The 25,703-nt window shown below is 65.3% G+C and carries 22 protein-coding genes; 14 read left to right on the forward strand and 8 right to left on the reverse strand.

Going from position 1 to position 25,703, the window contains the following annotated elements:
- Positions 1-29: 29 nt before the first annotated feature.
- The gene (locus tag ACFC25_RS07180; protein ID WP_376044612.1) at positions 30-2,033 is read right to left on the reverse strand and encodes a glycoside hydrolase family 32 protein; all 2,004 of its coding nucleotides are present in this window, start codon (positions 2,031-2,033) and stop codon (positions 30-32) included.
- Between the two features lie 163 nt (positions 2,034-2,196).
- A complete protein-coding gene (locus tag ACFC25_RS07185; protein ID WP_376044613.1) occupies positions 2,197-2,799 on the reverse strand; it encodes a YdeI family protein in 603 nt (200 codons plus the stop codon).
- 87 nt (positions 2,800-2,886) lie between these two features.
- On the opposite strand from ACFC25_RS07185, the gene ACFC25_RS07190 reads away from it, so the two are divergent.
- The 6 genes from ACFC25_RS07190 (at position 2,887) to ACFC25_RS07215 (ending at position 8,578) form a co-directional block, all read left to right on the forward strand.
- Positions 2,887-3,654 (forward strand): VOC family protein, encoded by a 768-nt coding sequence (locus ACFC25_RS07190; RefSeq protein WP_376044614.1) that lies wholly within the window; start codon positions 2,887-2,889, stop codon positions 3,652-3,654.
- Positions 3,655-3,749: 95 nt separating this feature from the next.
- Complete coding sequence (locus ACFC25_RS07195) at positions 3,750-4,289, forward strand: NUDIX hydrolase family protein (RefSeq protein WP_131133519.1); 540 nt, start codon at positions 3,750-3,752, stop codon at positions 4,287-4,289.
- Between the two features lie 86 nt (positions 4,290-4,375).
- A complete protein-coding gene (locus ACFC25_RS07200) occupies positions 4,376-5,347 on the forward strand; it encodes a DUF6707 family protein (RefSeq protein ID WP_376044615.1) in 972 nt (323 codons plus the stop codon).
- Between the two features lie 70 nt (positions 5,348-5,417).
- Entirely contained in the window at positions 5,418-6,143 is a 726-nt protein-coding gene (locus ACFC25_RS07205; RefSeq protein ID WP_376044616.1) for an SRPBCC domain-containing protein, read from the forward strand.
- A 33-nt stretch (positions 6,144-6,176) separates the two neighbouring features.
- The gene (gene tgt / locus ACFC25_RS07210) at positions 6,177-7,508 is read left to right on the forward strand and encodes a tRNA guanosine(34) transglycosylase Tgt (protein WP_376044617.1); all 1,332 of its coding nucleotides are present in this window, start codon (positions 6,177-6,179) and stop codon (positions 7,506-7,508) included.
- A 140-nt stretch (positions 7,509-7,648) separates the two neighbouring features.
- Positions 7,649-8,578, forward strand: coding sequence for a hypothetical protein (locus ACFC25_RS07215; protein ID WP_376044618.1), 930 nt, complete (start codon positions 7,649-7,651; stop codon positions 8,576-8,578).
- An 85-nt stretch (positions 8,579-8,663) separates the two neighbouring features.
- On the opposite strand, the gene ACFC25_RS07220 is transcribed toward ACFC25_RS07215, so the two are convergent.
- A complete protein-coding gene (locus tag ACFC25_RS07220; RefSeq protein WP_376044729.1) occupies positions 8,664-9,383 on the reverse strand; it encodes a queuosine precursor transporter in 720 nt (239 codons plus the stop codon).
- A 185-nt stretch (positions 9,384-9,568) separates the two neighbouring features.
- Between ACFC25_RS07220 and ACFC25_RS07225 the strand changes: the two genes are divergently transcribed.
- The gene (locus ACFC25_RS07225; RefSeq protein ID WP_376044619.1) at positions 9,569-10,453 is read left to right on the forward strand and encodes a hydroxymethylpyrimidine/phosphomethylpyrimidine kinase; all 885 of its coding nucleotides are present in this window, start codon (positions 9,569-9,571) and stop codon (positions 10,451-10,453) included.
- Here the strand turns inward: ACFC25_RS07225 and ACFC25_RS07230 are convergent, their stop codons facing one another.
- The gene (locus tag ACFC25_RS07230) at positions 10,454-11,071 is read right to left on the reverse strand and encodes a TetR family transcriptional regulator (protein ID WP_337348010.1); all 618 of its coding nucleotides are present in this window, start codon (positions 11,069-11,071) and stop codon (positions 10,454-10,456) included. It lies immediately after the preceding gene.
- Between the two features lie 98 nt (positions 11,072-11,169).
- On the opposite strand from ACFC25_RS07230, the gene ACFC25_RS07235 reads away from it, so the two are divergent.
- Positions 11,170-11,481: a hypothetical protein gene (locus ACFC25_RS07235; RefSeq protein ID WP_376044620.1), complete on the forward strand. Its 312-nt coding sequence runs from the start codon at positions 11,170-11,172 to the stop codon at positions 11,479-11,481.
- A gap of 18 nt (positions 11,482-11,499) precedes the next feature.
- Here the strand turns inward: ACFC25_RS07235 and ACFC25_RS07240 are convergent, their stop codons facing one another.
- The 3 genes from ACFC25_RS07240 to ACFC25_RS07250 form a co-directional block, all read right to left on the reverse strand.
- Positions 11,500-12,762: a serpin family protein gene (locus ACFC25_RS07240; protein WP_376044621.1), complete on the reverse strand. Its 1,263-nt coding sequence runs from the start codon at positions 12,760-12,762 to the stop codon at positions 11,500-11,502.
- 147 nt (positions 12,763-12,909) lie between these two features.
- On the reverse strand, positions 12,910-14,658 hold the full coding sequence (locus ACFC25_RS07245) for a pyruvate dehydrogenase (protein ID WP_337348006.1): 1,749 nt from the start codon (positions 14,656-14,658) through the stop codon (positions 12,910-12,912).
- 269 nt (positions 14,659-14,927) lie between these two features.
- Positions 14,928-16,322, reverse strand: a complete 1,395-nt coding sequence (locus ACFC25_RS07250) for an MFS transporter (RefSeq protein ID WP_337351881.1) — start codon at positions 16,320-16,322, stop codon at positions 14,928-14,930.
- A gap of 310 nt (positions 16,323-16,632) precedes the next feature.
- Between ACFC25_RS07250 and ACFC25_RS07255 the strand changes: the two genes are divergently transcribed.
- From ACFC25_RS07255 to ACFC25_RS07270, 4 genes are all read left to right on the forward strand, one after another.
- The gene (locus ACFC25_RS07255; protein WP_337348004.1) at positions 16,633-17,301 is read left to right on the forward strand and encodes a response regulator transcription factor; all 669 of its coding nucleotides are present in this window, start codon (positions 16,633-16,635) and stop codon (positions 17,299-17,301) included.
- Positions 17,298-18,734 (forward strand): sensor histidine kinase, encoded by a 1,437-nt coding sequence (locus tag ACFC25_RS07260; RefSeq protein ID WP_376044622.1) that lies wholly within the window; start codon positions 17,298-17,300, stop codon positions 18,732-18,734. The genes ACFC25_RS07255 and ACFC25_RS07260 overlap by 4 nt, the downstream gene beginning before the upstream one ends.
- Positions 18,731-19,765: a TAXI family TRAP transporter solute-binding subunit gene (locus ACFC25_RS07265; protein ID WP_376044623.1), complete on the forward strand. Its 1,035-nt coding sequence runs from the start codon at positions 18,731-18,733 to the stop codon at positions 19,763-19,765. Before ACFC25_RS07260 ends, ACFC25_RS07265 begins: the two co-directional genes overlap by 4 nt.
- A gap of 97 nt (positions 19,766-19,862) precedes the next feature.
- Complete coding sequence (locus ACFC25_RS07270; protein ID WP_376044624.1) at positions 19,863-20,597, forward strand: hypothetical protein; 735 nt, start codon at positions 19,863-19,865, stop codon at positions 20,595-20,597.
- Positions 20,598-20,769: 172 nt separating this feature from the next.
- On the opposite strand, the gene ACFC25_RS07275 is transcribed toward ACFC25_RS07270, so the two are convergent.
- A complete protein-coding gene (locus ACFC25_RS07275; RefSeq protein ID WP_337348000.1) occupies positions 20,770-22,284 on the reverse strand; it encodes a helix-turn-helix domain-containing protein in 1,515 nt (504 codons plus the stop codon).
- 154 nt (positions 22,285-22,438) lie between these two features.
- Between ACFC25_RS07275 and aceA the strand changes: the two genes are divergently transcribed.
- Together aceA and aceB are read left to right on the forward strand one after the other, a co-directional pair.
- A complete protein-coding gene (gene aceA / locus ACFC25_RS07280) occupies positions 22,439-23,755 on the forward strand; it encodes an isocitrate lyase (RefSeq protein WP_337347999.1) in 1,317 nt (438 codons plus the stop codon).
- A 103-nt stretch (positions 23,756-23,858) separates the two neighbouring features.
- Entirely contained in the window at positions 23,859-25,511 is a 1,653-nt protein-coding gene (gene aceB / locus ACFC25_RS07285; RefSeq protein ID WP_376044625.1) for a malate synthase A, read from the forward strand.
- Positions 25,512-25,703 lie beyond the last annotated feature (192 nt).

The following is a 25,703-nucleotide window of genomic DNA, read 5'->3' on the forward strand; positions in this document are numbered from 1 at the left end:
CGCTGCCTTGGCCGCACGGGTGCCAGCTTCTATTTGGTTGCGGCAAGCGGCGTGACGGTCGCGGCGTTCAGGGAAACAGCTCCGCCGTCGCCGGCAACCGAGGCGCCAAAGGCACCCTCTTGCGGGAAGACGAGCGAGGTCAGGCTCTGCCCGCCGCCGGTGAAGACCTCCACCGAGGACCGGTCAACGTAGATGGTCAGCCTGACTTTCCCGTCGACGGCGGGACTCGCCACGGATCGGGCCTGCCGGTAGGCGTCGTCCACCCGTTCCTGGGTGTTTCCGCCTGCGGCTGCACTCGGTCGCGCCGGCCGTTTCGCACGCTCCCCCTTGGACGCAGCATCCCCGTCCCGGACCACAAAGGCCGTTCCATTCCGGAAGTCGTAGCCCACAGTGGCGTAGGTCTCCTGGCCGCTGTGCAGCAGGACCCTCGCCTCGGCGTCGGCTCCGCCATTCTCAAGCTCGACGTCGATTTTGAAGGCCCCGCTCCCGGGAACCGGAAGCGGTGCACTCGCTGCATCCCGTAGCTCCTGCTCCGGCACCTGCTGAGGGGGTCCTTCCAGGGATTCCAGGGCCGGCGTCGGGGTTGATACCAGGGTGGGCCGGCCGCCGTCGGACTGCAGGCGGATGTCCCGCACCACCGAATCGGCGCCGTGCCAGCCTTCGGTGGGCAGTTGGCGGGCGTAGGCCCAGTTGTTCATCCAGCCGATGGCCTGCCGGGAGGCCTTGCGCTGCCCGTCCGTCAGCCTCGGATCGTCCCAGGTCACTGCCGCGTAGAAGTCCGCGCCGCCGTCGAGCCACTGATGCTGGTCATCCGAGGCGGTGAAAGCCTTGCCGTCCCAGGACCCGGTCCAGTAGGCCGTTCCGGTGGTCCGCCCCTCCGCGGAACCGTTGGCCCCCGCGGCCAGCACCCACGTGCGTTGCTCGGGGTCGCCGTCGACATCCAGCTGGAAGAAGTCCGGGCATTCGAGGACCCCCAGCCCGTCCCGTTCGAAGCTGGAGGCGTAGGTCCAGTCCTTGAGGTCAGTGGAGGTGTAGAACCCGATCTTGTGGCCCTCCGCGAGAAGCATGACCCACTGATTGTGGGCCTCGTCCCGCAGGATGCGGGGATCACGCCAGTGCTCCTGGCCCGGGTTGTCCATGACCGGGTTCTGGCTGTAGCTGGTGAACGTGTGTCCCTTGTCCGTGGAGTAGAACATGGACTGCCGCTGGACGCCGTCGTCCTGTTGGGTGAGGACAGCGATGACCGCCCCTTTTCCAAAACCGGCCGTGCCTTCGGTGTCCACCACAGCGGTGCCGGTTTCGATGTCGCCGAGGCCGTTCCGGAACTTCTCAATAGCCACGCCCTCGTTTTTCCAGTGCACCAGGTCCGTGCTGGTGGCGTGGAACCACTCGGTGCCGTTCCCCTCCGGGTAGTCGGCGTTGTAGAGGTAGTAGTAATGCCAGACGCCGTCGAGGAAAAACGGCCGCTGGGGATCGTTCATCCAGCGCTGCTCTGGGGTCAGATGGTAGGCGGGACGGTACCCGGGGTCCTCCGCGGGCGCCGCCAGCCGCGCCGCGTCCGCCTCGGGCCATTCCTGCGGCACGCCCAGGTCGGCGAGCAGCGCATCGCGGGCCTCGGCGCTGATGCACTCCGGCAGCCGGGCCTTTCCGTGGTCCTGTTCGACGGCGTCGGTTGCCTCGCTGCTGCGGAGGAAAACCTTCCCGTCCACGCGGGCCCCGGCCAGCCAGCCGGCACCGCACTCGATGATCCGGACGTCCTCGGCGCCTCCAGTCCGGAGGGCCCCAACCTGCTGTTCGAGCGTCCGGTCGTTGCCCTTCAGCCACAACGACGCGTACGTGCCGTGTTCCTTGTGTGCTGTCTCCTGGGCTGCTGAAACCTCGTCGAGGACGCGGTCAGCCGTGACTGCGGAACCTGTCCTGGTGTTACCGGCAACCACCAGGGAAACCACCAGGGCCAGGGCGGCCACGGCGGCAGCGACCAGCCAGGGAAGCGGATGGCGAAGGTTGAAGCGGGGGCTGATCTTGGGGAACATGCGGACCATGTTGAGCCAATCGGTCGGTAAACGCACAGGTGCCGTCCCCCATGTCGGGAGACGGCACCAGCGCTACGGAACCATCAATTCTACAGGGTTGATCCGGGACGCCCTAAACCGGCCGCCGCATCCGGGACGGATCAAGAGCCCCAACCCGCGGGGATCAGGGGGTGGCGGCGGGACGCTTTTTCTGCGGATACAGTGTTTCGCCGCGGGCCAGCATGTCCACAAAACCGGCGATCCGTCCCGCCCGCGTCTCGGGGCGCTTGGCCGAGTTCGTCCGGTAGATCATGGCGTACCGGTTCACGGACGTAAGGACGTCGAACATGGCCTGTGCCTCCGGAACGGCGGCGATTGCGGCGGCCAGGTCGGGCGGAACCTCTGCCGTCGCCTGGCCGCCGTAAGCTGCATCCCAGCGGCCGTCCGCCTTGGCGCTGTCGACGGCGGCCCTGCCAGCGTCTGTCATCCTGCCTGCGGCCTCCAGCCGGGCGATGTGCCCCACGTTCCGGGCGGACCAGGGGCTCTTGGAAAGCCGGCGGGTCATCCGCTGGAAGTAGCTGCCGCCGTCGCGCTTCCTGACCTGGCCGTCGATCCAGCCGAAGCAGAGCGCCTCATCAAGGGCGGCGTCGTAATCCAGTTCGGTGACGTCGCCGCCCTTCTTGTGCAGCACCAGCCAGACGCCTGGACTGTCCGCATGGTTGGCTTCCAGCCAGGACCGCCAAGAGGCAGCGTCCGGCACCAGCAGTTCCTCCAGTTCAATGGCCATGGACCCATTCTGCCCCCGGTGCCACGTGAAGCAAGTCATGGCATGATGGCCCTATCTGCGCCGTTCCCCGCCGTCGAGGAGAATCACATGCTGCGTTCGCGCCCTGTCCACTTCACGTCCCGCCTTGACGAATGGGAACGGCTGCTGACCGGGCTGGGGCTGGTCAAGACCGTGGATGAGGGCTCCTGGCGCGAGTTTGACGCCGGTTCCGGACGGCTGGCGCTCCACGCGGCCGAGCCAGGTTCTGCGGAGGACGGGACCACCACCTTCGGCGTGGAGGTAGGCAACCTAGCCGAATTTGCCCGGCGCACCAACCTGGCTGGGGAAGAAGCCGGCACCACCCCCGCCGAGCTCGTCCAGGCTGACCACGGCGAGTCCTGCCGCATCACCGGTCCGGATGGGTTCAGCTTCCTGGCCGATCCTGCCGCCAAGGCCGCCGATGGCACCTGGACGACCTCTGCCGAGGCGGATCCGGGCCTCGCCGTCGTCGAGGTCTGGTTCACGGAGGATCCGGGGTCCGCCGCGCAGACCCTGCGCGATATCGGCGCCCGCTTCCGTCCCTTCCCCGATGACGACGAAACCGCTGACTTCGCGGCCAAAAATGGGGGCGTGCTGATGGTGCGGCCCGCCGAGGGAGCACCGCGGGCGGGCCTGGGCTTCGAGTACGACGGCGACCTTGCCGCCTTGGAGGCCCGCCTCGCCGACGCGGGGCACGAGGTCCACCTGACGGAGGAGGCGTTCGGGCGCACGCTGCACGTGGCCAACCCCGACGCCGGGTCCGATGCGTCAGCGGGAGGCCGCGGTCCCGTCGGGGCGCCGCACGTTCCAGCCACCCTCTGGGTCTCGAAGCGCTGAATCGAGGGGTGGGGTTTCGCCGCCATGGACGACGCTTTACGCCGACAGCTCACTCCTCGACGGTCCGCAGCCGTCCTATGGGGTAGAACTTAACCATGAACGTTCGTACACCTGACCCCAATCCCGGCTGGCTCTCCGAAGAGGACCTCTTTGAAGCGCGCGGGAGGCTCCCCATGGTTTACGTGGAGGCTGTGCCGGTCAGGCTGGATCCGCTCGGATTCGTGAACGAAGTGGGCACGCTGCTGCAGGCTGACGAGGACGGCACCATGATCCGGTCCCTCGTCTCCGGCCGCGTGATCTACCGTGAAACCATCCGCGCAGCACTCCTGCGCCACATGGAAAAGGACCTCGGCCCGCTGGCCTTCCCGCAGCTACCCATCAGCCCGGTCCCTTTCACCGTGGCCGAATACTTCCCGGCACCGTCCCAGACCGGGTTCACCGACGACCGCCAACACGCCGTGTCGCTGGCGTACGTCATCCCTGTGACCGGCGAATGCGAGCCCCGGCAGGACGCCCTGGAACTGACTTGGATGACCCCCGAGGAAGTGCTGAGCCCCGGTGTGCAGCTGGAATTCAGCGGTGGCCGCGGCGCCCTGATCCGCCAGGCTCTCGCGTTCGCCGGCGTGGGCTTCTGACCCTCGCGGATAACCCGGCGTCCCCGACTTCCGGCGCCCGCCTTTGTAGACTGTTGGGCGGACCGCAAGAGAACTTAAGGACTCCCATGACCGAAACCCCAGCCGCCCGGCACTACAGCGAACAGCAGGCTGGATCCCTGACCACCGGTGATGAGCTCCTGCTGCCCGACGGCGAACGCACCGCCGAGATCCAGCATGTGGAGGTCGAGTCCGACGACTTCGGCACCCCGGCAATCGTCCTCGCCAACCTCTCCGGCGGTGGAACAGTGCGTATCGCCGCCGGTTCCTCGGTCCAGGTGCTGGACGCAGCGCCCGACGCCGTCGCACAGCTTCCCGTAGCCGCCAACCCCGCAGCGGAGGCGGAGGCAGCCGTGGAGGCTCCCGCCGTCGTCGTTCCTCCTCTGCCCGCCGTCCCGCCAGCGGCGACCGGCCCCTCAGAGGAGGAGTTGGCGCTGATTCCCGCTCCGCAGGGAACGCCGGAAGCCGTGGTGGAGGCCGCGGCCGAATCCCACTCGGACGCCGAGGGCGTGATGTTGCTGGCCGACAGGCTGGCCAAGGGAATCAACGTCAAATCAGGAAGCTGCCTGAAGGACCTCAGCGACCTCGCCCACGAACTGTTCATCACGCTCAAGGACCCTGAAGGCGCCCTGGCCGTGGCGGACCTGCTGAACGTCCTGCCCTATGACGGCAACCCTGGCCGGTGGGGATCCGTGGAGGCGTCGCTGGCGCTGTCCAGCTACATCTGCCGCGAGGACGGCCAGGTGGACCGCGCCAAAGTGTACGAAAAGCTGCTCCGCACGCCGGAGGCGCAGGAGACGGACCCGTTCAAGGCCCGGATGAACGCCAAAGTCCGGCAGCGGTCCCTGAATGAGCCCAACCTCTACGACAAAGAGATCTTCCGCTCGATCGACAACTCCAACCACGAGGCCGAACGCGAATGGCGGCTGCTGCGGCTTGAATCGCTGTTGTTCCTGCGGGCCCATGGAGGCTCGGAAACCATCGGCGCAAGCGAGCTGCAGCGCCGGATCAGCAACGAGCTCGAGGCCGTCCGCGCCTGACGCCGGCCACTCCGCGGACAGGGGAAAATTCCCCCTACCCGGCACTGCCCGTCAGTTGTACATTCGGGCTATGACGAACAATCTGAGCGTGGTAATAAATGCCGACGCGCCGCAGGTCTGGACCATGCTGCGCGAACCGTCCAAGGTAGCCCAGTGGCACGGCTGGGACGCCGATGACCTGGCCAAGGAGATCAATGAAATCTACTTTGGCGACAACGTGGCCGAGGCCCCGGACCACACCAGCCTGACCACCGACGGCGGGGACGTCTTTGAACTCAAACCCGTGCCCACGGGGACCCTGGTCAGCGTCACCCGGGCCGCGATGGACCACAACTCCGAATGGGCCGCGTGGGACGAGGACATCACCCAGAGCTGGCTGACCTTCCTGCAGCAGCTCCGCTTCGCGCTGGAACGGCACCCCCATGGGAAACGGCATACGACGTTCTTCCAGGTCCCCGGTGAGTCCGGTTCCGCCATCGAGAAGCTGGGCCTGTCCAACGTGCCCAAACCCGGAGAGAACTACGAGCTGACCCTCGGCACGGGTGAGGAGATCGCTGGCAAGGTCTGGTACCGGAGCAACCATCAGGTGGGGCTCACGGTCCATGGCTATGCGGAGCACGGTGACGGGCTCCTGATTGTGGCCGACCAGCCGGTTATCGAGGACGTCCGGCCCAAGGGCGGTTCCCTGGTGATCATCTCCACGTACGACCTCGGCGCGTCCAAGCTGGAGTCCATCCGGGCCCTGTGGGACGGCTGGCGGGCTGAGAACTACCCCACATCAGAAGCCCTGCACTAAGGCAACGGGGCGGACAGCTGGCACACTGGAACCGTGCCAGCCAACCCCGCCTCCGCCACTCCCCCAACAGTCCTGCCCGCTTCCGCGGCGCACGCCTCAGCCATGCCCGCTGACCAGTCGCAGTTCTCCTTCACGGTGGGCACCCGCCTTGCCGACAGCTGCCCGCCGGCCGCCGCCCAGATCCTCGCCAACGGAGGCGAATTCCTCGGCCGGACCGGCACCATCACCACTCCGCACGGTGAGATCCAGACACCGGCGTTCATCGCCGTCGGGACCAAGGCCACCGTGAAGTCGGTGCTGCCCGAGTCCATGGCGGAGCTCGGCGCCCAAGCCCTCCTGGCCAACGCCTACCACCTGTACCTCCAGCCCGGCGCCGACATCCTGGACGAGGCCGGCGGGCTGGGCGCGTTCATGAACTGGTCCGGGCCGACGTTCACGGACTCAGGCGGGTTCCAGGTGATGAGCCTGGGCTCGGGGTTCAAGAAGGTCATCGACATGAAGTCGGTGGACACCTCAGGTCCCGATGATGCCGTCGCTCCCGGCAAGGAGCGCCTGGCACACATTGACGACGACGGCGTCTGGTTCAAATCGCATCTCAACGGGGACCGGCACCGCTTCTCGCCGGAAATCTCCATGCAGGTCCAGCACCAGATCGGCGCGGACATCATGTTCGCCTTCGATGAGCTGACCACGCTGCAGAACTCCCGCGGCTACCAGGAGGAGTCGCTGGAGCGGACCCGGCTGTGGGCGCTGCGCTGCATCGATGAGCACGTCCGGCTGACCTCTGCGCGGGTGGGAAAGCCGTACCAGGCACTGTTTGGCGTGATCCAGGGAGCCCAATACGAGGACCTGCGCCGGAAGGCCTGCCGGGACCTTGGCGCCATGGACTTCGACGGCTACGGAATCGGCGGGGCACTCGAAAAGGAAAACCTCGGCACGATCGTGCGCTGGTGCAACGAGGAGTTGCCCGAGGACAAGCCGAGGCACCTTCTGGGCATCTCCGAGCCGGACGACATCTTCACCGCCATCGAGAACGGTGCGGACACCTTCGACTGCGTCTCTCCCACCCGCGTGGCCCGGAACTCCGCGTTCTACACGCCAACCGGCCGGTACAACCTCTCCGGCGCCAAGTACAAGCGCGATTTCGGGCCCCTGCAGGACGGTTGCGACTGCTACGCCTGTGCCAACTACTCCCGGGCCTACATCCACCACCTGTTCAAGGCCAAGGAGATGCTGTCCGCCACCCTGATCTCCATCCACAACGAACGCTTTGTGGTGAAGATGGTGGACGACGCCAGGCTTGCCATCGAATCGGGCCGGTTCTTCGAGTTCAAGGCCGAGACTTTGGCGCAGTACTACTCCTGACGCCCGCCGAGTTCGAGGGAGCCGCCCCAATTCGCTGTAGCGCTCCAGCGAACCGGGTCTGCCTCCCGCGAACCCACGGTTTTCCACATAACGACGGCGGGGTCTTCAGCCGATCGCGACCGGCAGCGATGCTTGTTCGCATGGCAGCCATACGCACCCACTCCCTGCCGGCTCAAGGCAGTCTCTGGCGAACGCAGGAACTCCTGGACCTCGGAGTGGGGAAACGCTCAATCGCCGCACTGGTGGCGGCTGGCACCCTGGTCCGGCTCCGCCAGGGCTGCTACATCAGGGGCAGCGTCTGGATGAAGCAGTCGCCCCGCGTCCGGAACCTCCAGCTGATCCACGCCCACGCGCATGGAACGCGCACGACGTCGAGTGGCGGCGCCCGCTACAGCCACACCTCGGGTGCACGGCTCCGCGGACTCTATCTCTGGAACGTTGACAACCGGATCCACTTGACGCAGCGTACGCGGCCCTCCGGGGACTGCCACGGTCGGGACGTCGTCTGCCACACGGCGGATGTGGCCGAGGCTGACCGGGCTGTTGTCAGCGGTCTGCCGACCACCACCCTGGAACGGACCACCGTCGATTGCGGTCTGCTGCTCCCATACCGGCAGGCACTGATCCTCGTGGACCACGCACTCAGGCTGGGTGCGGACAGGACCACTCTGGATGCTGCGGCAGCCGCGTTGGACGGTCGCCGGGGCATCAGAAACCTCCGGCGAGTGCTCGCAGCCGCCGATCCGAGCTCGGAGTCACCCGGCGAAACCCTAACCAGGGACCTCATCGCCCGGCTGAGAATCCCTGCTCCGGAGCCCCAGGTTGAAGTGATGACGCGCCGCGGCCGTTATCGGATGGACTTTGCCTGGAAGCAAAGGAAGGTGGCCCTCGAGTTCGACGGGAAGAACAAGTACTTCGACTACCGGCCAACGGACCAGGTGCTCTTCGAGGAAAGGCAACGGGAGAAGGCCCTCACGGAGGACGGTTGGACTGTCATCCGGATCGAATGGAAAGACCTGTTTCGGGAACAGGAGTTCAGGAACCGCCTGCTCCAGGCCCTCGGCGACTGACCGCCGCTGGGTTCGCGGGACCAGTCCCGGGATCGCTGTCGCGTTACAGCGAACCGGCACCGTTCCCGCGATCTCGGGAACAGGCCTAGGCCGCCGCCCCGTAACTCGGTTCCCGCTTCTTGATCCAGCCGATCACCAGGGTGGTCACGGGCACAAACAGGAACTCCACCAGGGTCTTGTACACAAAGCCCACCACCACGTAGTTCACGAACGTGCCGAAGTCGGTGATACCGATGACGGACGCCGCGATGCTGCAGAAGATCAGCGTGTCCACGAATTCGCCGGCTACCGAGGAACCCATGATGCGCGCCCACAGGGACTTCTCCCCCGAGCGGGCCTTCATTTTGACCAGGATCCAGGAGTTGATGGTCTGTCCGGCCAGGAACGCCAGCAGCGAGGCCAGGACAATCTGCGGGACGGGGCCAAGGGCGCCTTCCAGGGCTGCCTGCTTGGACGTGCCGAACTCGTCATCGAAGCCGGGCAGCGCAATGATCACCCAGTAGCAGAGCGAGGCGAACACGGACAACGCAAAGGTCGTGAAGATGGCCTTGCGCGCTACTTTGAAGCCGTATACCTCGCTGATGACGTCGCCCAGGATGTACGCCAGCGGGAAAAGGAAGAAGCCGCCGTCGGTGATGATCGGGCCGATCGCCACGCCCTTGGAGGCACCGATGTTGGACAGGATCAGGACCACGGCCATAAAAGCCAGCATGATGCCGAAATACGGCGAACCGATGGAAGCGAATTTTGGCGCTGTGCCGGAGTTGGTCAGGGGCAGGGCGTCAGGGCCTGAGGGGGATGGCATGGGGTGTCCGTTCGTAGTGGTTCGCTCGGCGTCCGCTGCCTCAAGGACAAGTTCATGGGACGCCGGCTGTATTAGCACTGTCACCGCAAATTCTCCCATGGGTTGTGGGCCTGACCTCTGCCCGGTCGCTTCCACTGTCCAGGCAAACAAAGCGGACGGACGACGCCGGATGGCAGGATAGTGCCATGACTCCCGTTGCAGCCGATGTCCAGTCCCCCGCAGCCGCTCCCGCCGTTGTCCTGACAATCGCGGGCTCCGAGGCCACGGGCGGAGCCGGCGCCCAGGCCGACCTGAAAACGTTCCAGGAACTCGGCGTCTTTGGCATCGCCAACCTCACGTGCATCGTCTCGTTCGACCCGAACGACAGCTGGAACCACCGCTTTATGCCGGTCGACCAGCAGGTGATCGCCGACCAGCTCGAAGCCACGACGGCGGCGTATGGTTCCGTATTGGGCGCGGCGGATGAGGTCACGGCTCCCTCGGGCCGGCCCGTCCTGGACACCGTGAAGATCGGCATGCTGGGGAGCCCCGCAACCATCGGCACGGTGGCCGCAGCCCTCAAAAACGGCAACTTCCGCAACGTCGTGCTGGACCCCGTCCTCATCTGCAAGGGCCAGGAGCCGGGCCACGCCCTGGACACCGACCAGGCCCTGAAGTCGCAGATCCTGCCGCTGGCCACTTTCGTCACGCCCAACCACTTCGAGGCGGAGTCCCTGTCCGGCCTGGAGATCACCGACGTCGAATCGCTCAAGGCTGCCGCAATCCGTATCCATGAGCTCAGCGGCGCAGCGGTCCTTGCCAAAGGCGGGGTGCGGCTGGAAGGCCCGGACGCCGTCGACGTTTACTACGACGGCGGGACCCTCGAAGTCCTGAGCGCTCCCAAAGTGGGCGAGGTGGCGGTGTCGGGCGCCGGCTGCTCGCTCGCCGCGGCCGTAACGGCGGAGTTGGCCAAGGGTGCTACGCCGCTTGAGGCTGCCCGGGCCGCCAAGGAATTCGTCACCGCGGGGATCCGCAACAGGGTGGCCTCGGGGGCTCCGTTCGATGCCCTCTGGCAGGGCGGGCCACGCTAGCTACCGGATTCCGCTGGCAGCTTCGTCTACCCGAGCCTCTTCCAGCAGCGCCTCAGCTAACAGCGTGGCCGTTCGCACAATGAAAGCCCGACGGCGGTCCAGGCGGTCCGGAGCGGAGCCAGCCAACAGTGCATCGATCTGGGGCAGGACCGTCCAGCCATCGCACAGGGTCACGATGGTGATGATGAGGTCGGCTGCATCCGTGCGGTCGATCCCCGGCAGGACTGCCAGCATCTGGCCCACTTTTACGGCGCAATGGTCCGCGCGCGTGGCCCGGTCCACGGTGTTTTTTCCGCGTTCCAGGCCTTCCCAGAACAGGAGACGGGCCAGGGCGCCGTCCTTCGTGTGACGGTCAAAAAGTTTCCCAGCGTATTCTCCGACGGCCGCTGCGCCGTGCCCCTGAATCGGCACGTCCGTCATCACCCGGACCAGCTCAGCGGCCAGCACGGCGTCAAACAGCTCGTCCTTCTTGCCGAAATACTGGTAGATACGCTCCTTGTTCACACCTGCCGCTGCGGCGATGCGGTCCACCCGCGCGCCGGCGAGGCCCTTCTCGCTGAACTCCTCGGTGGCGGCAGTCAGCAGCAGGGCTTTGGTGCGGTCAGTGTTCCAGGCCATGCCACAATTCTACCCGTTTCCAACTAAGTAGTTGCACTTTCGGCCCACTCGGGTTTAGTCTCGATTTATCAAAAGCAACTAACTAGTTGGAGTTAGCCATGAATGCCAATCTCACGCCCACAACTACTGAACCCTCCACTGAGCCAGCCCACATCTCTGCTCCGCTTCCGGTTCCGCCCGCCCCGTCCATCCACGTCCGCGCCGTCATCACCTGGCTGGCCATCTTCCCGCTGGTCGCCGTAGGCATGATGGCGGTGGCACCCCTGACGGAGGGCTGGCACCCGGTGCTCCGCGCGCTGGTCCTGACGCTCGTGGTTGTTCCGGTGGCTGTGTACCTCGTCCTGCCGCGGCTATTCGCGGGCTACGGCGCCGTGATGCACCGACGCAGTAACCGCAAGGCCGGTCAGTAGGCTCGGCCGGACCTTCGGCTACCGCGGGTCCGCGACCTTTCCCATAAACAGCGGCAGGCCGGTCCCGACATGCACAATCTGGTAGTGGAACGGCCTGTCGAAGCTGATGGACCGTGCCGGCTCGGGCGGGACACTGGTGGCCATGCCGTTGATCTGCGTCACGGCCGCAGCCACCGTCCCCTTTTCTGCCACGGTGATGTTGGCGTCCTGCGCGGCCTGGGTGATCATCAACCCTTGCTGGATCGCGTCAAAGTCGCGGGTGGTGTTCAAGGTCTTCTCCAGCCCCAACTGTTCCAGGATGGCCCGCACGTCAAAGTGGCTCTTGTGGTCCCAAGTAGGAAGCGCAAGGTCAATGTCCTCAGGGTTCGCGGCATCGAGGGCACGTGCCACTTCCGCCAGCCGTTCCGCATTGAGGGCGGCAGCACCGCCGTCGGAATCCTGGGCGGGAAGCACCAGCCGCATCACGAAACCCTCTCCGTAGGGCAAGTCCACTGCTTGCCAGCCGGGGCCCTCGGCATAGGCCATTTCCTGCATGCTGTGCATCATGGGGACGTCAATGGTTCCCCCGCCTGCAGTGGTGAATGGTTCGTCTGAGGTAGCTTCTGCGTCGAACGGGATGTCCCAGGCCGCCGCGAAGTAGACGGCGTTGAGCAGGCTGAAGGTGTTGTTGGGATCGTAGGGGGCCGGTGCTTTCTCGATCCGGCCGCCGGTGTTTTTGTTCACCCACGCGTCGATCGCCGGCTTGGTGACCGCCTCGTCGCGGAAGTCCACGGGATGCACGCCGGTCCCGTAGTGCTCCGCAAGGGCATCAAGATAACCCCGGCCGGTGGAAACGTTCTTATCCACAAACAGGCCGTTGGCAGTATGGACCAGTGGTTTGGCAGGCGGGTTCTCTTCGTCCACCGAGCCGGGGTCGCCGTCGTACTCCTCCAGGGAGGCGAGCAGCGCGTTCATGGCCTGGTCCCGGTCCGCCACCGGAAGTCCCAGCACGGCGTCCATTTCTGTGGCGGCCTCTCCGGACGCGCCGGCCCGCAACATGGCAAGGGCAATCAGCAGGCTGCCCGGCGATGCAATGACGTTCCCTTCGCCGCTGGCCAGGAGGGCGTCCCCCAGCCTCAAGGCGGAATCCCGGAACGTGGCCAATTCCTCCGGGAAGGCCTCGCGGTCCACCGAGGCCCGTTCGACGCCGTCGGCCTTAAGCAACTCCGGCGGCGCCTGTGCAGCACACGCCGCCAGTCCCATCACGGCACCCAACGCGATTGCCCGCTGAAATCGAAACATCCCTGTAGCCTCCCCCGGCACACCATGGCGGGAATCCGCCTGCTCCCAGTGAACCAGCGACGGCGGCGGCAGGCGATGCCTGTAGGGTCACGCTTTGCCTTCATTATGGTCTCGCCGAGCCCCGTACGGTGCGCCAGCCCGTGAACGCTAGCTGCGCGGAATGTTCCGCAGGTTGCTCCGTGCCATGCTGACAGCTTCGCCAGCGCCCCGGTTCAGGACCACCTTGGACATGGCGGTGGCGAAGCCCACCACCTGCGACCCGGAAATTTTCGGCGGCAGTGACAGCGCGTGGGGATCGGTGATCAACTCCACCAGTGACGGACCCGGGTGCGCGAACGCCTCCCGGTAGGCAGCCTCGATCCTGGCGGGGTCGGTGACGCGGACTGCGTGGAAACCCAAGGCCCGGGCGACGGCGGCATAGTTCGCATCGGGTACGTCAACGCCGAAGTCGGGCAGGCCGTCCACGAGCATCTCCAGCTTGACCATGCCCAGCGTTGAATTATTGAAGACCACCACGTTGACCGGCAGTTTGTGGGCCGCCACGGTGATGAGCTCGCCCAGCAGCATGGACAGTCCGCCGTCGCCGGAGACTGACACCACTTGGCGGCCGGGGAAGGCGAGTTGCGCGCCGATGGCGTGGGGAAGGGCATTGGCCATGGAGCCGTGCAGGAACGAGCCGATCAGCCGCCTCGTCCCCAAGGGGTTGATGTACCGCGCGGTCCACACGTTGCACATCCCCGTGTCCGCGGTGAAAACCGCATCCTCGGCAGCCACCTGGTCGAGCAGCGACGCCGCGTATTCCGGATGGATCGGCTGTTTCTTCTCCACCTTGCGCGTGTAGGCGCCCACGGACTTGTTCATCAGCCGGTCATGCTTCTTGAGCATCTTCTCAAGGAAGCGGCGGTTCTTTTTCGGCGCCAGCAGCGGCATCAGGGCAGCCAACGTGGGTAGGACGTCGCCATGGACCGCTATATCCACGTCTGTCCGGCGGCCCAGTTTGTGGGCGGCACGGTCCACCTGTGCGGTGCGCGTTTCGGGCAGGAACTGGTCATAGGGGAAGTCGGTGCCCAACAGGATCAACAGGTCGGCGTCCTCGATCCCCTCCGCTGCGGCGCCGTACCCCAGCAGGCCGGTCATGCCGATGTCGTACGGGTTGTTGTACTGCACGAAGTCCTTGCCGCGGAGGGTGTGACCAATCGGTGCCTTGATCAGTTCGGCCAGGGCCACCACTTCGTTGTGTGCCCCTTCAACGCCGGCGCCGGCGAAGATGGCCACTTTCCCGGCCGCATTGATCGCGTCCGCCAGGTCCCGGACACTCGCGGGATCGGGGGTTAGCGCGGCGCGCCGGAACGTTGCGGGCAGCGGCGTCGTGGCGGTAGCTTCCAGGCCCGCGATGTCGCCGGGAAGGGTGACGACGGCGACTCCCCCGAGGCCCACGGCATGCTGGATGGCGCTGTGCAGCACGCGCGGCGCCTGGTCCGTGGTGCTGACAAGCTCCGAGTAAACCGAGCACTCGTTGAAGAGCCTATCCGGGTGGGTTTCCTGGAAGAACCCGCTACCGATCTGCTTGCTGGGAATGTGGGAAGCGATGGCCAGCACGGGGGCGCCGGACCGGTTCGCGTCGTAGAGTCCGTTGATCAGGTGAAGGTTGCCAGGCCCGCACGATCCAGCGCAGACCGCGAGCTTCCCCGTCAGTTGGGCTTCGGCAGCCGCGGCGAAGGCAGCAGCCTCCTCATGCCTGACGTGGATCCAGTCGATCCCGCCTTGCCGCGAGCCGCCCGTTTGACGGACGGCATCAACAATTGGGTTGAGGCTGTCCCCCACAATTCCGTAGATTCTCTGCACACCGGCAGCCTGGAGCTGTTCGATGAGCTGGGTTGCAAGTTCCTTGGCCATGAGTGCACACTCCCGCGAACGGCTGGATCAGCTGTCAGGTTGAGCAGCCGACAAGGCCCAATATAGTCCGGCCGCCTGGGCGAAACGGCGGCCGCGCAAGCCCGGACCGCGCCCCTCCCCTGCCCTCCCGGGACGCTCACTCATTTACCACAGGAACCGAGAGAGCGTTCTGGGTGGTGGGGGACGACGCCGGGTGCCGGCACAGTCCCGGAAGGAACCGCTGTGCCGGCCACCCGCCGTCGAACCTCCTGCGTGTTGAAGCTAAGGCGCTAGGCGTCCACGAGGTCCTTGTCCTTGTCATCGTCCTTGCGGGCTTCGGACCAGGCATCGCCCTGTTCCCGGTCCAGGTGCGTGGCCTTCTTGTTCCGCAGCGCGAAGATGTAGACCACCAAGGAGATGGCGATGGCAACGGTGACGTAGGTGAAGAACAGGTCCACGCGTTCGGCCTTCTGGAACGCGGCACCGAGCAGCGGGACAGTGCCGCCGAACAGCGAGTTGGCGATCGCGTAACCCAGGCCGACGCCGAGGGCTCGGATGGAGGCGGGGAACAGCTCAGCCTTCACCAGGGCGTTGATGGAGGTGTAGCCGCCAACGATCAACAGGCCGCCCATCATCAGCAGGAACGCGGTGAACGGGTCCTTGGTGTTGGACAGTGTGGAGAGCAGCGGCCAGGTGAACAGGACGCCGGTGATGCCGAACCACAGCAGCAGCGGCTTGCGGCCCACCTTGTCTGAGATCAGGCCGTACACGGGCTGGAGCAGCATAAAGATGAACAGCGCCCAGAAGTTAATAACCGAGGTATCCGTCTTGGCGATGCCGGACGTATCGTTCATGAACTTCAGGATGAAGTTGGTATACGTGTAGAACGCCACCGTGCCGCCGAGTGTGACGCCGATGCAGATCAGCAGCGGCTTCCAGTACTGCGTGAACAGCAACTTCATGGTGCCGGGCTGCGCAACGCCGGCCACCGCGGGTACCTTCGCGGCTTCAACCTGCTCCGCGGAGACTGTTTCCTCCATGGAGCGCCGCAGCCAGAGGACAACCAGCGCGGCCACACCGCCGATGGCGAACGGGATACGCCAGCCCCACTCGGTCAGGTCGTCCTTGGGCATGACGTTCTGGAGGATGACCAGAACCAGCAGGGCCATCATCTGGCCGCCGATCAGGGTCACATACTGGAAGCTGGAGAAGAAACCGCGGCGCTTAGACGTGGCAGCCTCGGACATGTACGTGGCGCTGGTGCCGTATTCACCGCCCACTGAGAAGCCCTGGACCAGGCGGATGAGGATCAGCAGCACCAAGGCCCAGACGCCCACCTGTTGGGTTGTGGGCAAAAGCGCGATGGCGAAGGAGCCCGCGGACATCAGCGTGACACTCAACGTCAGCGCGGCCTTGCGCCCCTTGCGGTCGGCGTAGCGGCCGAAGAACCAGGCGCCGATGGGACGCATCAGGAACGACGTCGAGAACACGGCCATCGCCTCCAGGCCAGCCTGCAGCTCGTCCTTGGAGTTGAAGAAGTGGGACTGGAAGTAGGCGGCGAAGACCGTGTAGACATAGAGGTCGTACCACTCCACGAGGTTGCCCGCTGAGCCTTTGAGGATGTTGCTGACTGCCCGCCGGGTCTGGGCTGACTCACTTTGGATTCCGGTTTGCTGGGTACTCATCGCTGGACCTTCCTGGCCGGCTTCGCCACAGGTCCCCGTTTTACTTTCTTGCTGTCCACGGCAACGTTGCCCATGGTTCCTCCTCGACATTGATGGTCCCGGCGAAGGCCAGGGACCCCATCCAAGCTATGGGTGATCCATCGCACAACCAACGCTGGAGCCGAAGTCCTAACACTTCCTTAGGTTTTGCCCCCATGCCTGGCGCTGAAAGCTGGTCCCGCCCAGTGCAGGGCGGAATATCGGCGAACGGGGTAATCTCCAAAGGCGGACTGGGGAAGAAACGGCCGCTCAAACGGAACAGGATCAGGCAATGGATGTGCTCATCGTCGAGGACGACGACGCCATGGCGTCCGCGCTCGACGCAGCCGTGGTTTCCGCCGGACACACGGCCTCCCGGGTTGCCCGCGGAGCTGACGCGCTCCTGGAGCACCGGCGCTTTGGAGTCATCTTGCTCGATTTGGGCCTGCCGGACATGGACGGACTCGACGTCCTGCGCAAGCTTCGCCAGGTAACACCCGTCCCGATCCTGATTTTGACAGCCCGCGACGACGAACGCAGCGTGGTGCTTGGCCTGCGGTCCGGAGCTGATGACTACCTCGTCAAGCCGGTGAAACTCGTTGAGCTCCTCGCCCGCATCGAAGCAGTCACCCGGCGGGCGGGCCGTGCAAGGGACAGCAGGCAGCGGACCATCGTGCTGGGCGGACTCGAGGTGGACCTCGAACGTCGTGTGGCGGCGATCGGTCCCAGGGTCCTGCCCCTGACCGCCACCGAATTCGACCTGCTTGCGCTCCTGGCGGGCCACGCCGGTTCAGTGGTCACCCGGGAGCAGATCCTGGATGCTCTATGGGGCGACGCGTTCCTTGCCTCCTCACGATCCCTCGACGTGCACCTGACAGGCCTGCGCGCCAAGCTCCAACTGCCCGGCTTCATTATCAACGTCCGGGGCGTGGGCTACCGGGTCGAGGCGGATCCGGCGTGAGGCTGCGCGTCCTCGGAGTCCTGAGCATCCTGTCCGTCCTCATCGTCATTGTCGCCTCAACGGCGATCCTGACGTCGGCCAGCCGGGAGCTGACCCAGGAACTCCAGATCAACCGGGCAGCCGCCCTGAACCGCCTCGCGCAGGTGGCCTTCGACGCCGCGACCGAGGGAGGGGACCCCACACAGCTGCAGACCGAGATGGACAGATACTCCGAACTGTACGGAGAGGGGGTCCTGATCCGCCTCCAGGCAGGCACCCTGCGCTCGGGCGGACTGAGCGAGGAGAGCCCAGGTGTGCGAGATGCACTGGCCCGGGCCAGCCTCAACCTCAACGACACCGCCCTGTCGCCGCTTCAGCCCTTTGGAACAGGCTCCGAGGTGATCTCCCGTTCGTTCGGCAGTGCCAGCCAGGTTCTTGGCGAAGCCGTACTAAAGGTCAACCTGGATGCCGCGCGGCTGAAACTGCGCGAGCGGTGGCTCCTCGTTGGAGTGGCCGCAGCCGCCCTCGCTGCGGTGCTCCTCCTCGGCGCCGCCCGCGTAACCGGCTGGGTGCTGCGCCCTGTGCACCGCCTGAATGCGGCCGTGACGGAGCTTGAGGCAACAGGCCGGACCGGAAATCTTCCTGAGGCCGGACCGCCGGAACTGCGGGAATTGAGCCGTTCCTTCACCAGAATGGCGCGGACGGTCAGCGAGAGCATCGACTCCCAGCGCCAGCTGATTGCCGATACCTCCCACCAGCTACGAAACCCGGTGGGTGCACTGCGGTTGAGGATCGACTTGCTGCAGCTTGAACTGCAGACCGCCCGGGAAAAGAAGGCGTCGGACGGGGTCCTCGCCGAGCTTGAGCGTGTGGAGGACATCCTCGACGGCGTACTGCGCCTCGCTGCAGCGGAACACCGGGCATCAGAAGACTCGGCCGGAGTCCCGCCAACAGCCTCCTCGCACGTGCTCCCGGCCGTTGTGGACCCTTACGCGGTCCTGCAGGAAGAAACCGAGCGGGCTGGCCCGGCGGCACGGCAAAGCGGGGCCTCGATCCTGCTGGACGGTCCGCCCAAGCCCGCGGTGCACATAGCCTGCAACGCCGCAGAACTGGCTCAGATGGTTGGCGAGCTGATCAACAACGCCATCAAGTACGCGGCCGGTTCCCGCATTACGGTGGCCGTCCGCAGCCTCCCGGACGCAGTCGCCGTCGAAATTTCCGACGACGGTCCCGGGCTTTCCGCCGAAGACCGGGCTGCTGCCACAAGCCGCTTCTGGCGCTCCCCACAGCACCGCAATATCCGTGGGAACGGTTTGGGCATGACCATTGTGGACAGGCTGGCGCGTGCCAACGGTGGCCGACTGCTGCTGGCCGGGGCTTCCCCGCACGGCCTGATCGCGCGCATTGAATTTCCGCGTGCCGTGGCCGGGCCGAGTGAGGATGGCCCGTCGTGACAGATCTGGCTAACGCCGCCAGTGGCCACAGCGGCCTTCCGCGGAGGCGCGCGGCCCTCAAAGCAGGACTGGCTGCCGGCTTGGCTGGGTTGTTGGGCCCAGCCCTCAGCGGCTGTACGCGCCAAGACCGTCCGGGCAGTGTCACGGTCGCTGGGGGTGAGCCGGGGGGCTTCTACCTCGAGTTCGCCACGCTGCTGGCTGCGTCCCTCCAGCAGCGTGGGGTGGCGGATACAGCTTCGGCTCTGATAACCGGCGGCAGCCTGGACAACCTAGGGAAACTGCTGGCGGGGCAGGCCACGTTCGCGATCGCGCTGGCGGATGCCGCGGCCGAGCAGTTTGGAGCAGATGGCAAGTCGGCCGCCGGAATCAGGGCGCTCGGTCGGGTCTATGAAAATTACGTCCACTGCGTGGTGCGCAAGGACAGCGGCATCCACGATCTCGCCGCCCTGGCCGGCAGGACGGTTGCCGTCGGTGAGCCCGGTTCGGGGACATCGCTGACCACACCCCGTCTCATTGAAGCGGCGGGACTGGCCACCGCAACGGTAGGCACGGCCCCAACGTCCGCCGTCGAAAACTTAGTCACCGTGCAGAACCTCGGGCTCAACGATGGCCTCGCGGCGCTGCAGGCCGGAGCAGTGGATGCGCTGTTCTGGTCCGGTGGCGTGCCTACGGCAGCCATCGCTGGAAGCAACCGGGATGCCGCCCTGGAGCTCCTGGATCTGTCGTCATTGCTTCCGTCCATACGGACGCGCTATGGCCCTTACTACGACCGCGTGCTGATCCCTGGCGGGAGTTACGACGGGATTCCGGCGGTGTGGACCATTGGCGTGGCGAACTTGCTCCTCTGCCGCAACGACCTCGATGACCGGACCGTCAGGAGGACCGTTGAACTGCTGGTGGGGAACGCCGAAGAACTCATCCCGCGCTCCAGCCTGGGGGTCCAGTTCCTGAGTCCTGAGTCGCTGATCAACACTGCCGGCCTGCCGCTGCACCCGGCAGCTGCTGATGCGTACCGGGAACTCCACGGCTGACCCGAACGCTCTCTCACATTGAACTGGTCCCCGAAGGTTGGTGGGCTCCTGACACGGTCAAAGCTGCAGCTACGTGGGCTGGGGCAGAATGAGAGCCATGGGGAACAAGATTTCAGAATTGCAGCTATCCCAGCTCGGACCATGGGAGGTTGAGCGCTCCACCCTCCACGAAGTTGGAATGAGCTGGGATGAGATCGTCTCGCGCTGGTTCTCGGAGGAGAACGTGCTCCCGCCCCGGGCATCGGATGATTTCCCTCTTATTGGCTGGCGACGCGTGCAGACTTCCTACCCTTCTTGGGCACTAGAAGTGCTTGTGCTTGGCGCACCCGACCAAGCAAGCCCGGGTCGATGGGTTCTCGTGCAGTTGCATCACGACAAGAACGGATGGCAATTTGCTGGTCCCGCGAGCTATCTCCCAATTCCAGTGCAGGAACTCCGCAGGCAGTGGTTACGCCTGGAATGGTCACAACCAAACTTCATGATGACAAACGGATCACCACCGGAAATTGCCGTCGTCCTAATCAACGACGCCGCAAGCACGTGGAATCCGAGCGAAGAAGACCACAGCCATGTCCAGGGAATCGTCCTCGACTACAAAGGAAACAGAATCGGAAGCGGCTGGTACGCCCACGGCAAGGCAGCTCAACTGCCCCCCTTAGCCCCGGGCCAGCAACGCGTCCTCCCTGCCCTGCTAAACACCCCCGAACTTGATGGGCTCGTGCCCGGCCGTTACCAAATCCGTGCCTCGCTGACTGCCTTAGGACTGCCAACAACGATCCTTGCCAGCCTTACAGTCGCTGATCAACAGGGACAGCAGCTCGCGCCTGAATAGATGGCTCGTTTGGACCTAGGCTGCAAGCAATTGGCCCGATACTGGTGCTCGCGGGATGGGACCGGTCCGATACCTCGTTGCCGAACGCGTCGGCGCACTCCTTGCCCATGACTCCTCCACCGCCCAAACAGGAGCAGTTCACGTTCGCCAAGAAAGTGAGAGAGCGTCCTGGTCAGGTACCGGAGTGCGCCTGGAGGAAGCTGTACACCTCGGTCTCGTCGACGCCGGGAAACGCCCCGGGCGGCATGGCCGCCAGCAGGTGCGAATGGGCCCGCGCGGACGGCCAGGCGTTGCCAGCCCATTCCGAGGCCAGCTCCGCCGGCGGACGTTTGCAGCAGCTTTCGTCCGGGCACGTGGACTTTGACCGTTCGGTGGTGTCCCGTCCGCGGAACCACTTCACGTGCGCGTATGGCACGCCGACGGAGAGCGAAAACTCACCGTTTGCGGAGCGCTCGGTTCGCGCGGTGCACCAGTACGTCCCTGCGGGAGTGTCCGTGTACTGGTTGTAGGCACGGAACTTGTCGGCGACGTCGAACACCACGCGGGACGTCCATTGTTTGCACGACGGCTGGCCCTCAATGGCGCCGGTGTGGTCCTGCGGGAACGTCACGCCGTCGTTCTCGTAGGCCTTGTAGATGATGCCGCTCTGGTGCGTTTTCTGGAAGTGCGTGCGGATGTCCAGGTGCTCCGTGGCGAGGTTGGTGAAGCGGTGCGCGGCTGTTTCGTAGGAGACTGCGAAGGCGTCGCGGATGTCCTCCACGGCGATTTCCTTCGCCTGTTTGGCTTGCTGCAGGAACTCCACGGTGGCCTTCTCCGGGAGCATCAGCGCCGCGGCGAAATAGTTGGTGGCCACGCGCTGCATCAGGAAATCACCATAGTTTTTGGGCGTTTGGTGGCCCAGGACGTAGTGGCCCAGGGCCTGCAGCAGCACCGAGCGGGGATCGTGGTCCGTGCGCTGGTTCTGCGTGAGATAAATTCTGTGGTTCTTGAGATCAGTGACGGATCGGGTTGAATGCGGTAGGTCACCCACATGATGGAGGCTGAATCCAAGGTGGGCGGCAATGTCCGCGATCACGTGCTGGGACAGCGGACCGGTGGTGTGCCCGACGCTCGCCAGCACCTTCTGGGCTTCGGCCTCATACTCGGGAAAGTAGTTGTTCCGCTCACGCATCATGGCACGCAGCTCACCGTTGGCGCGCCGGGCCTCCTCCGGCGTGGCGATCTGCTCATTGAGCTTGCGCTCCAGCTCGTGCTGCAGGCCCACCATCGACTCGAGCACGTCCATCGGAAGCCGCGAGCTGATGCGGATTTTCGGCAGGTTCAGTGACTCGTAGATGGGACTGCGCTGGTACCGTTCCAGCTCGATTTCCAAGGCTGCCCTGCGGTTGGGCGGCTCGGCGCCCAACAGTTGATCGATGCCCACATTCAGCGCCGCTGCGAGCTGCTGTAGCAGCCCCAGCTTGGGCTCCCGCTTGCCGTTCTCAATCAGGCTCAGCTGGCTTGGGGCGGTACCGACGGCGGCACTCAGGTCATCGAGCGTCATGCCGGCCGCCTTGCGCAGGTGGCGGACGCGGCGGCCGAGGCTGATGACGTCCAGTTCCGGTGCGGCAGTGGACGACGGCGGTGCAGCGGCTTTGCGGTTCCAGCTTGAAGGGGGCATTTCTTGAGGATACGCGAAGAAGTGCATTTCTTTCCATGATTTTCCCCTAGAGAAGTGTTGGGAAGTGCTGAAAAGTAGTGATCACGGAAAGAAACACCGCACCGGGATAGCCGGCCGGGACTGCAAGGACGCAGCCCTGGCCGGCGGATCACCACCCCGGAGCTCAATCAAGGAGACAACGATGACTGCAGCATTTGAGCCCACCCAGCAGACGCCCGAACAGCAGGCCGCCGCCCTGGAGCTTGAGTGGGCCGCCAACCCCCGCTGGGAAGGTGTGACCCGTGACTACTCAGCTTCCGACGTCGTCCGCCTCCGCGGCCGCGTCTCCGAGGAACACACGCTGGCCCGCCGCGGTTCGGAAAAGCTGTGGAAGCAGCTCACCGAAGAGCACAAGACCGGCGGATACACCAACGCCTTGGGCGCCCTGACCGGCAACCAGGCCGTGCAGCAGGTCAAGGCCGGCCTGCGCGCCATCTACCTTTCAGGCTGGCAGGTTGCCGCGGACGCCAACAACTCCGGCCACACCTACCCGGACCAGTCGCTCTACCCGGCCAACTCGGTCCCCACGGTGGTGCGCCGCATCAACAACGCGCTCCTCCGGGCAGACCAGATCGAGTTCTCCGAGGGCATCCAGACCGTTGAGGACTGGATGGTCCCGATCGTGGCCGACGCCGAGGCCGGCTTCGGTGGCCCGCTGAACGCCTACGAGCTCATGAAATCCATGATCCAGGCCGGCGCGTCAGGCGTTCACTGGGAGGACCAGCTCGCCTCCGAGAAGAAGTGCGGCCACCTGGGCGGCAAGGTCCTCATCCCCACCCAGCAGCACGTCCGGACCCTGAACGCAGCCCGCCTGGCGGCCGACGTCGCCGGCACCCCGTCTGTGGTCATCGCCCGCACCGACGCCGAGGCAGCAACCCTGATCACCTCCGACGTCGACCCCCGCGACCAGGAATTCGTTACCGGCGAGCGGACCCCGGAGGGCTTCTACAAGGTCCGCAACGGCATCGAACCCTGCATCGCCCGCGCCAAGGCCTACGCCCCGTACTCCGATCTCATCTGGATGGAAACGGGCACCCCGGACCTTGAGCTGGCCCGCAAGTTCGCCGAAGCGGTCAAGGCCGATTTCCCGGACCAGATGCTCTCGTACAACTGCTCGCCGTCGTTCAACTGGCGCAAGCACCTCGACGACGCCACCATCGCGAAGTTCCAGCGTGAACTTGGTGCCATGGGCTTCACCTTCCAGTTCATCACCCTGGCCGGCTTCCACGCCCTGAACTACTCGATGTTCGACCTCGCCCACGGCTACGCCCGTGAAGGCATGAGCGCTTACGTCGAGCTCCAGGAAAAGGAATTCGCCTCCGAATCCCGCGGCTACACCGCGACCAAGCACCAGCGCGAAGTCGGCACCGGCTACTTCGACGACATCGCTACCGCGCTCAACCCGAACGCATCCACCCTCGCACTGGTCGGATCGACCGAAGAGGGCCAGTTCCACTAAATTCTTCCCCCTTCCTCGTTGCCCTATCACTTAGAGTCCTCATTCGCCGCTTTTGGGGACCACAAGTGATAGGGCAACGGCGGACTTTTAAGGAGTCACTCCCATGAACAGCTTCACTGACAACTTCACCATCAACGGCATTACGTTGACCGCGCAGCCTATTTGCCGGCAGAACGAGGTTCTGACTCCTGACGCTCTGGAGTTTGTGGCCAAGTTGCACCGGGCGACGGCGGCGCGGCGCCAGGAACTTTTGCAGGCACGCCGGACCCGGCGGGCTGACATCGCCGGCGGCCAGGACCCGCGGTTCCTGCGGGAGACCGAGGACATCCGCAACGACCCTTCGTGGCGCGTCGCTCCCCCGGCGCCTGGCCTGGAAGACCGCCGCGTTGAGATCACCGGGCCCGTGGACAAGAAAATGACCATCAACGCCCTGAACTCCGGCGCGAAGGTGTGGCTCGCGGACATGGAGGACTCCTCCACCCCCACCTGGCGCAACGTCATAAAGGGCCAACTGAACCTCACCGACGCGCTGGAACGCCGGATCGACTTCACCACCGAAGAGGGCAAGGAATACAAGCTCCGCCCCGCCGGGGAACTTCCCACCATCGTGGTCCGCCCCCGCGGCTGGCACCTGCCGGAGAAGCACATGCTCATCGACGGCACCCCCGTTGCCGGCGGCATCGTGGACTTCGGCCTGTTCTTCTTCCACAACGCCCGCCGCCTCATCGCCCAGGGCAAGGGCCCGTACTTCTACCTGCCCAAGATCGAGAACCACCTCGAAGCCAGGCTCTGGAACGACATCTTCATCCTCGCCCAGGACCTGCTCGGCATCCCGCAGGGAACCATCCGCGCCACCGTGCTGATCGAAACCATCACCGCGGCCTTCGAAATGGAGGAGATCCTCTACGAGCTGCGCGACCACGCCGCCGGACTGAACGCCGGCCGCTGGGACTACATCTTCTCCCTGATCAAGAACTTCCGCACCCGCGGACCCCGGTTCGTCCTGCCGGACCGCGCCCAGGTGACCATGACCCAGCCGTTCATGCGCGCCTACACCGAACAACTGGTCCGCGCCTGCCACAAGCGCGGCGCCATGGCCATCGGCGGGATGGCAGCAGCCGTGCCCAACCGCAAGGACGAAGCAGCCAACACCAACGCCTTCGAAAAAGTCCGCGCCGACAAGACGCGCGAGGCCAACGACGGCTTCGACGGCTCCTGGGTAGCCCACCCGGACCTGGTGCCGGTGTGCCGCGAAGTGTTCGACAGCATCCTCGGCGAGCGCCCCAACCAGCTCGAGAAGCTCCGCGAGGACGTCATCCCCGATGACCGCGCCCTGATCAACGTAGCCGCCACTGAGGGCACCATCACCGAACAGGGCATCCGGAACAACATCGAAGTCGGGATCCGCTACATCGAATCCTGGCTGCGGGGGAACGGCGCCGTCGCCATCCACAACCTCATGGAAGACGCCGCCACCGCCGAAATCTCCCGCTCGCAGCTCTGGCAGTGGATGTTCGCCAGCGCCATCACGGACCGGGGAGAGATCGTCACCCACCACTGGATCGAGGAACTCCTCGACGAGGAATTCGCCCGCCTGGAACGCTTCGACGGCGACCGCTTCGAAGACGCCCGCGACATCTTCGAAGAAGTCACCCTGGCCCAGGACTTCCCGACCTTCCTCACCCTCCCCGCCTACGCCAGGTACCTCACGGAAGCCCGTGAAAAGGCCACGGTTGAGGAGCTGGCCGCGGCCTGACCGATTTCCGTTCGCCGGGCTGGCATGCCCTTCGCAACAGGCACCCCGAGATCCGGGGGCCGGCCCGGCGACGGAACACCCCATAAGAAGGCGCGCACGGCCAGCCCACACCGTGTGCCCCCGGACGCTCTCTCACTTTTTTCAAGAAAGTGAGAGAGCGTTGCTGCATTTGTTGCAGGATCTGAGAGCGTT

This window comes from Pseudarthrobacter sp. NPDC055928 (genome assembly GCF_042270935.1).
Classification (GTDB): domain Bacteria; phylum Actinomycetota; class Actinomycetes; order Actinomycetales; family Micrococcaceae; genus Arthrobacter.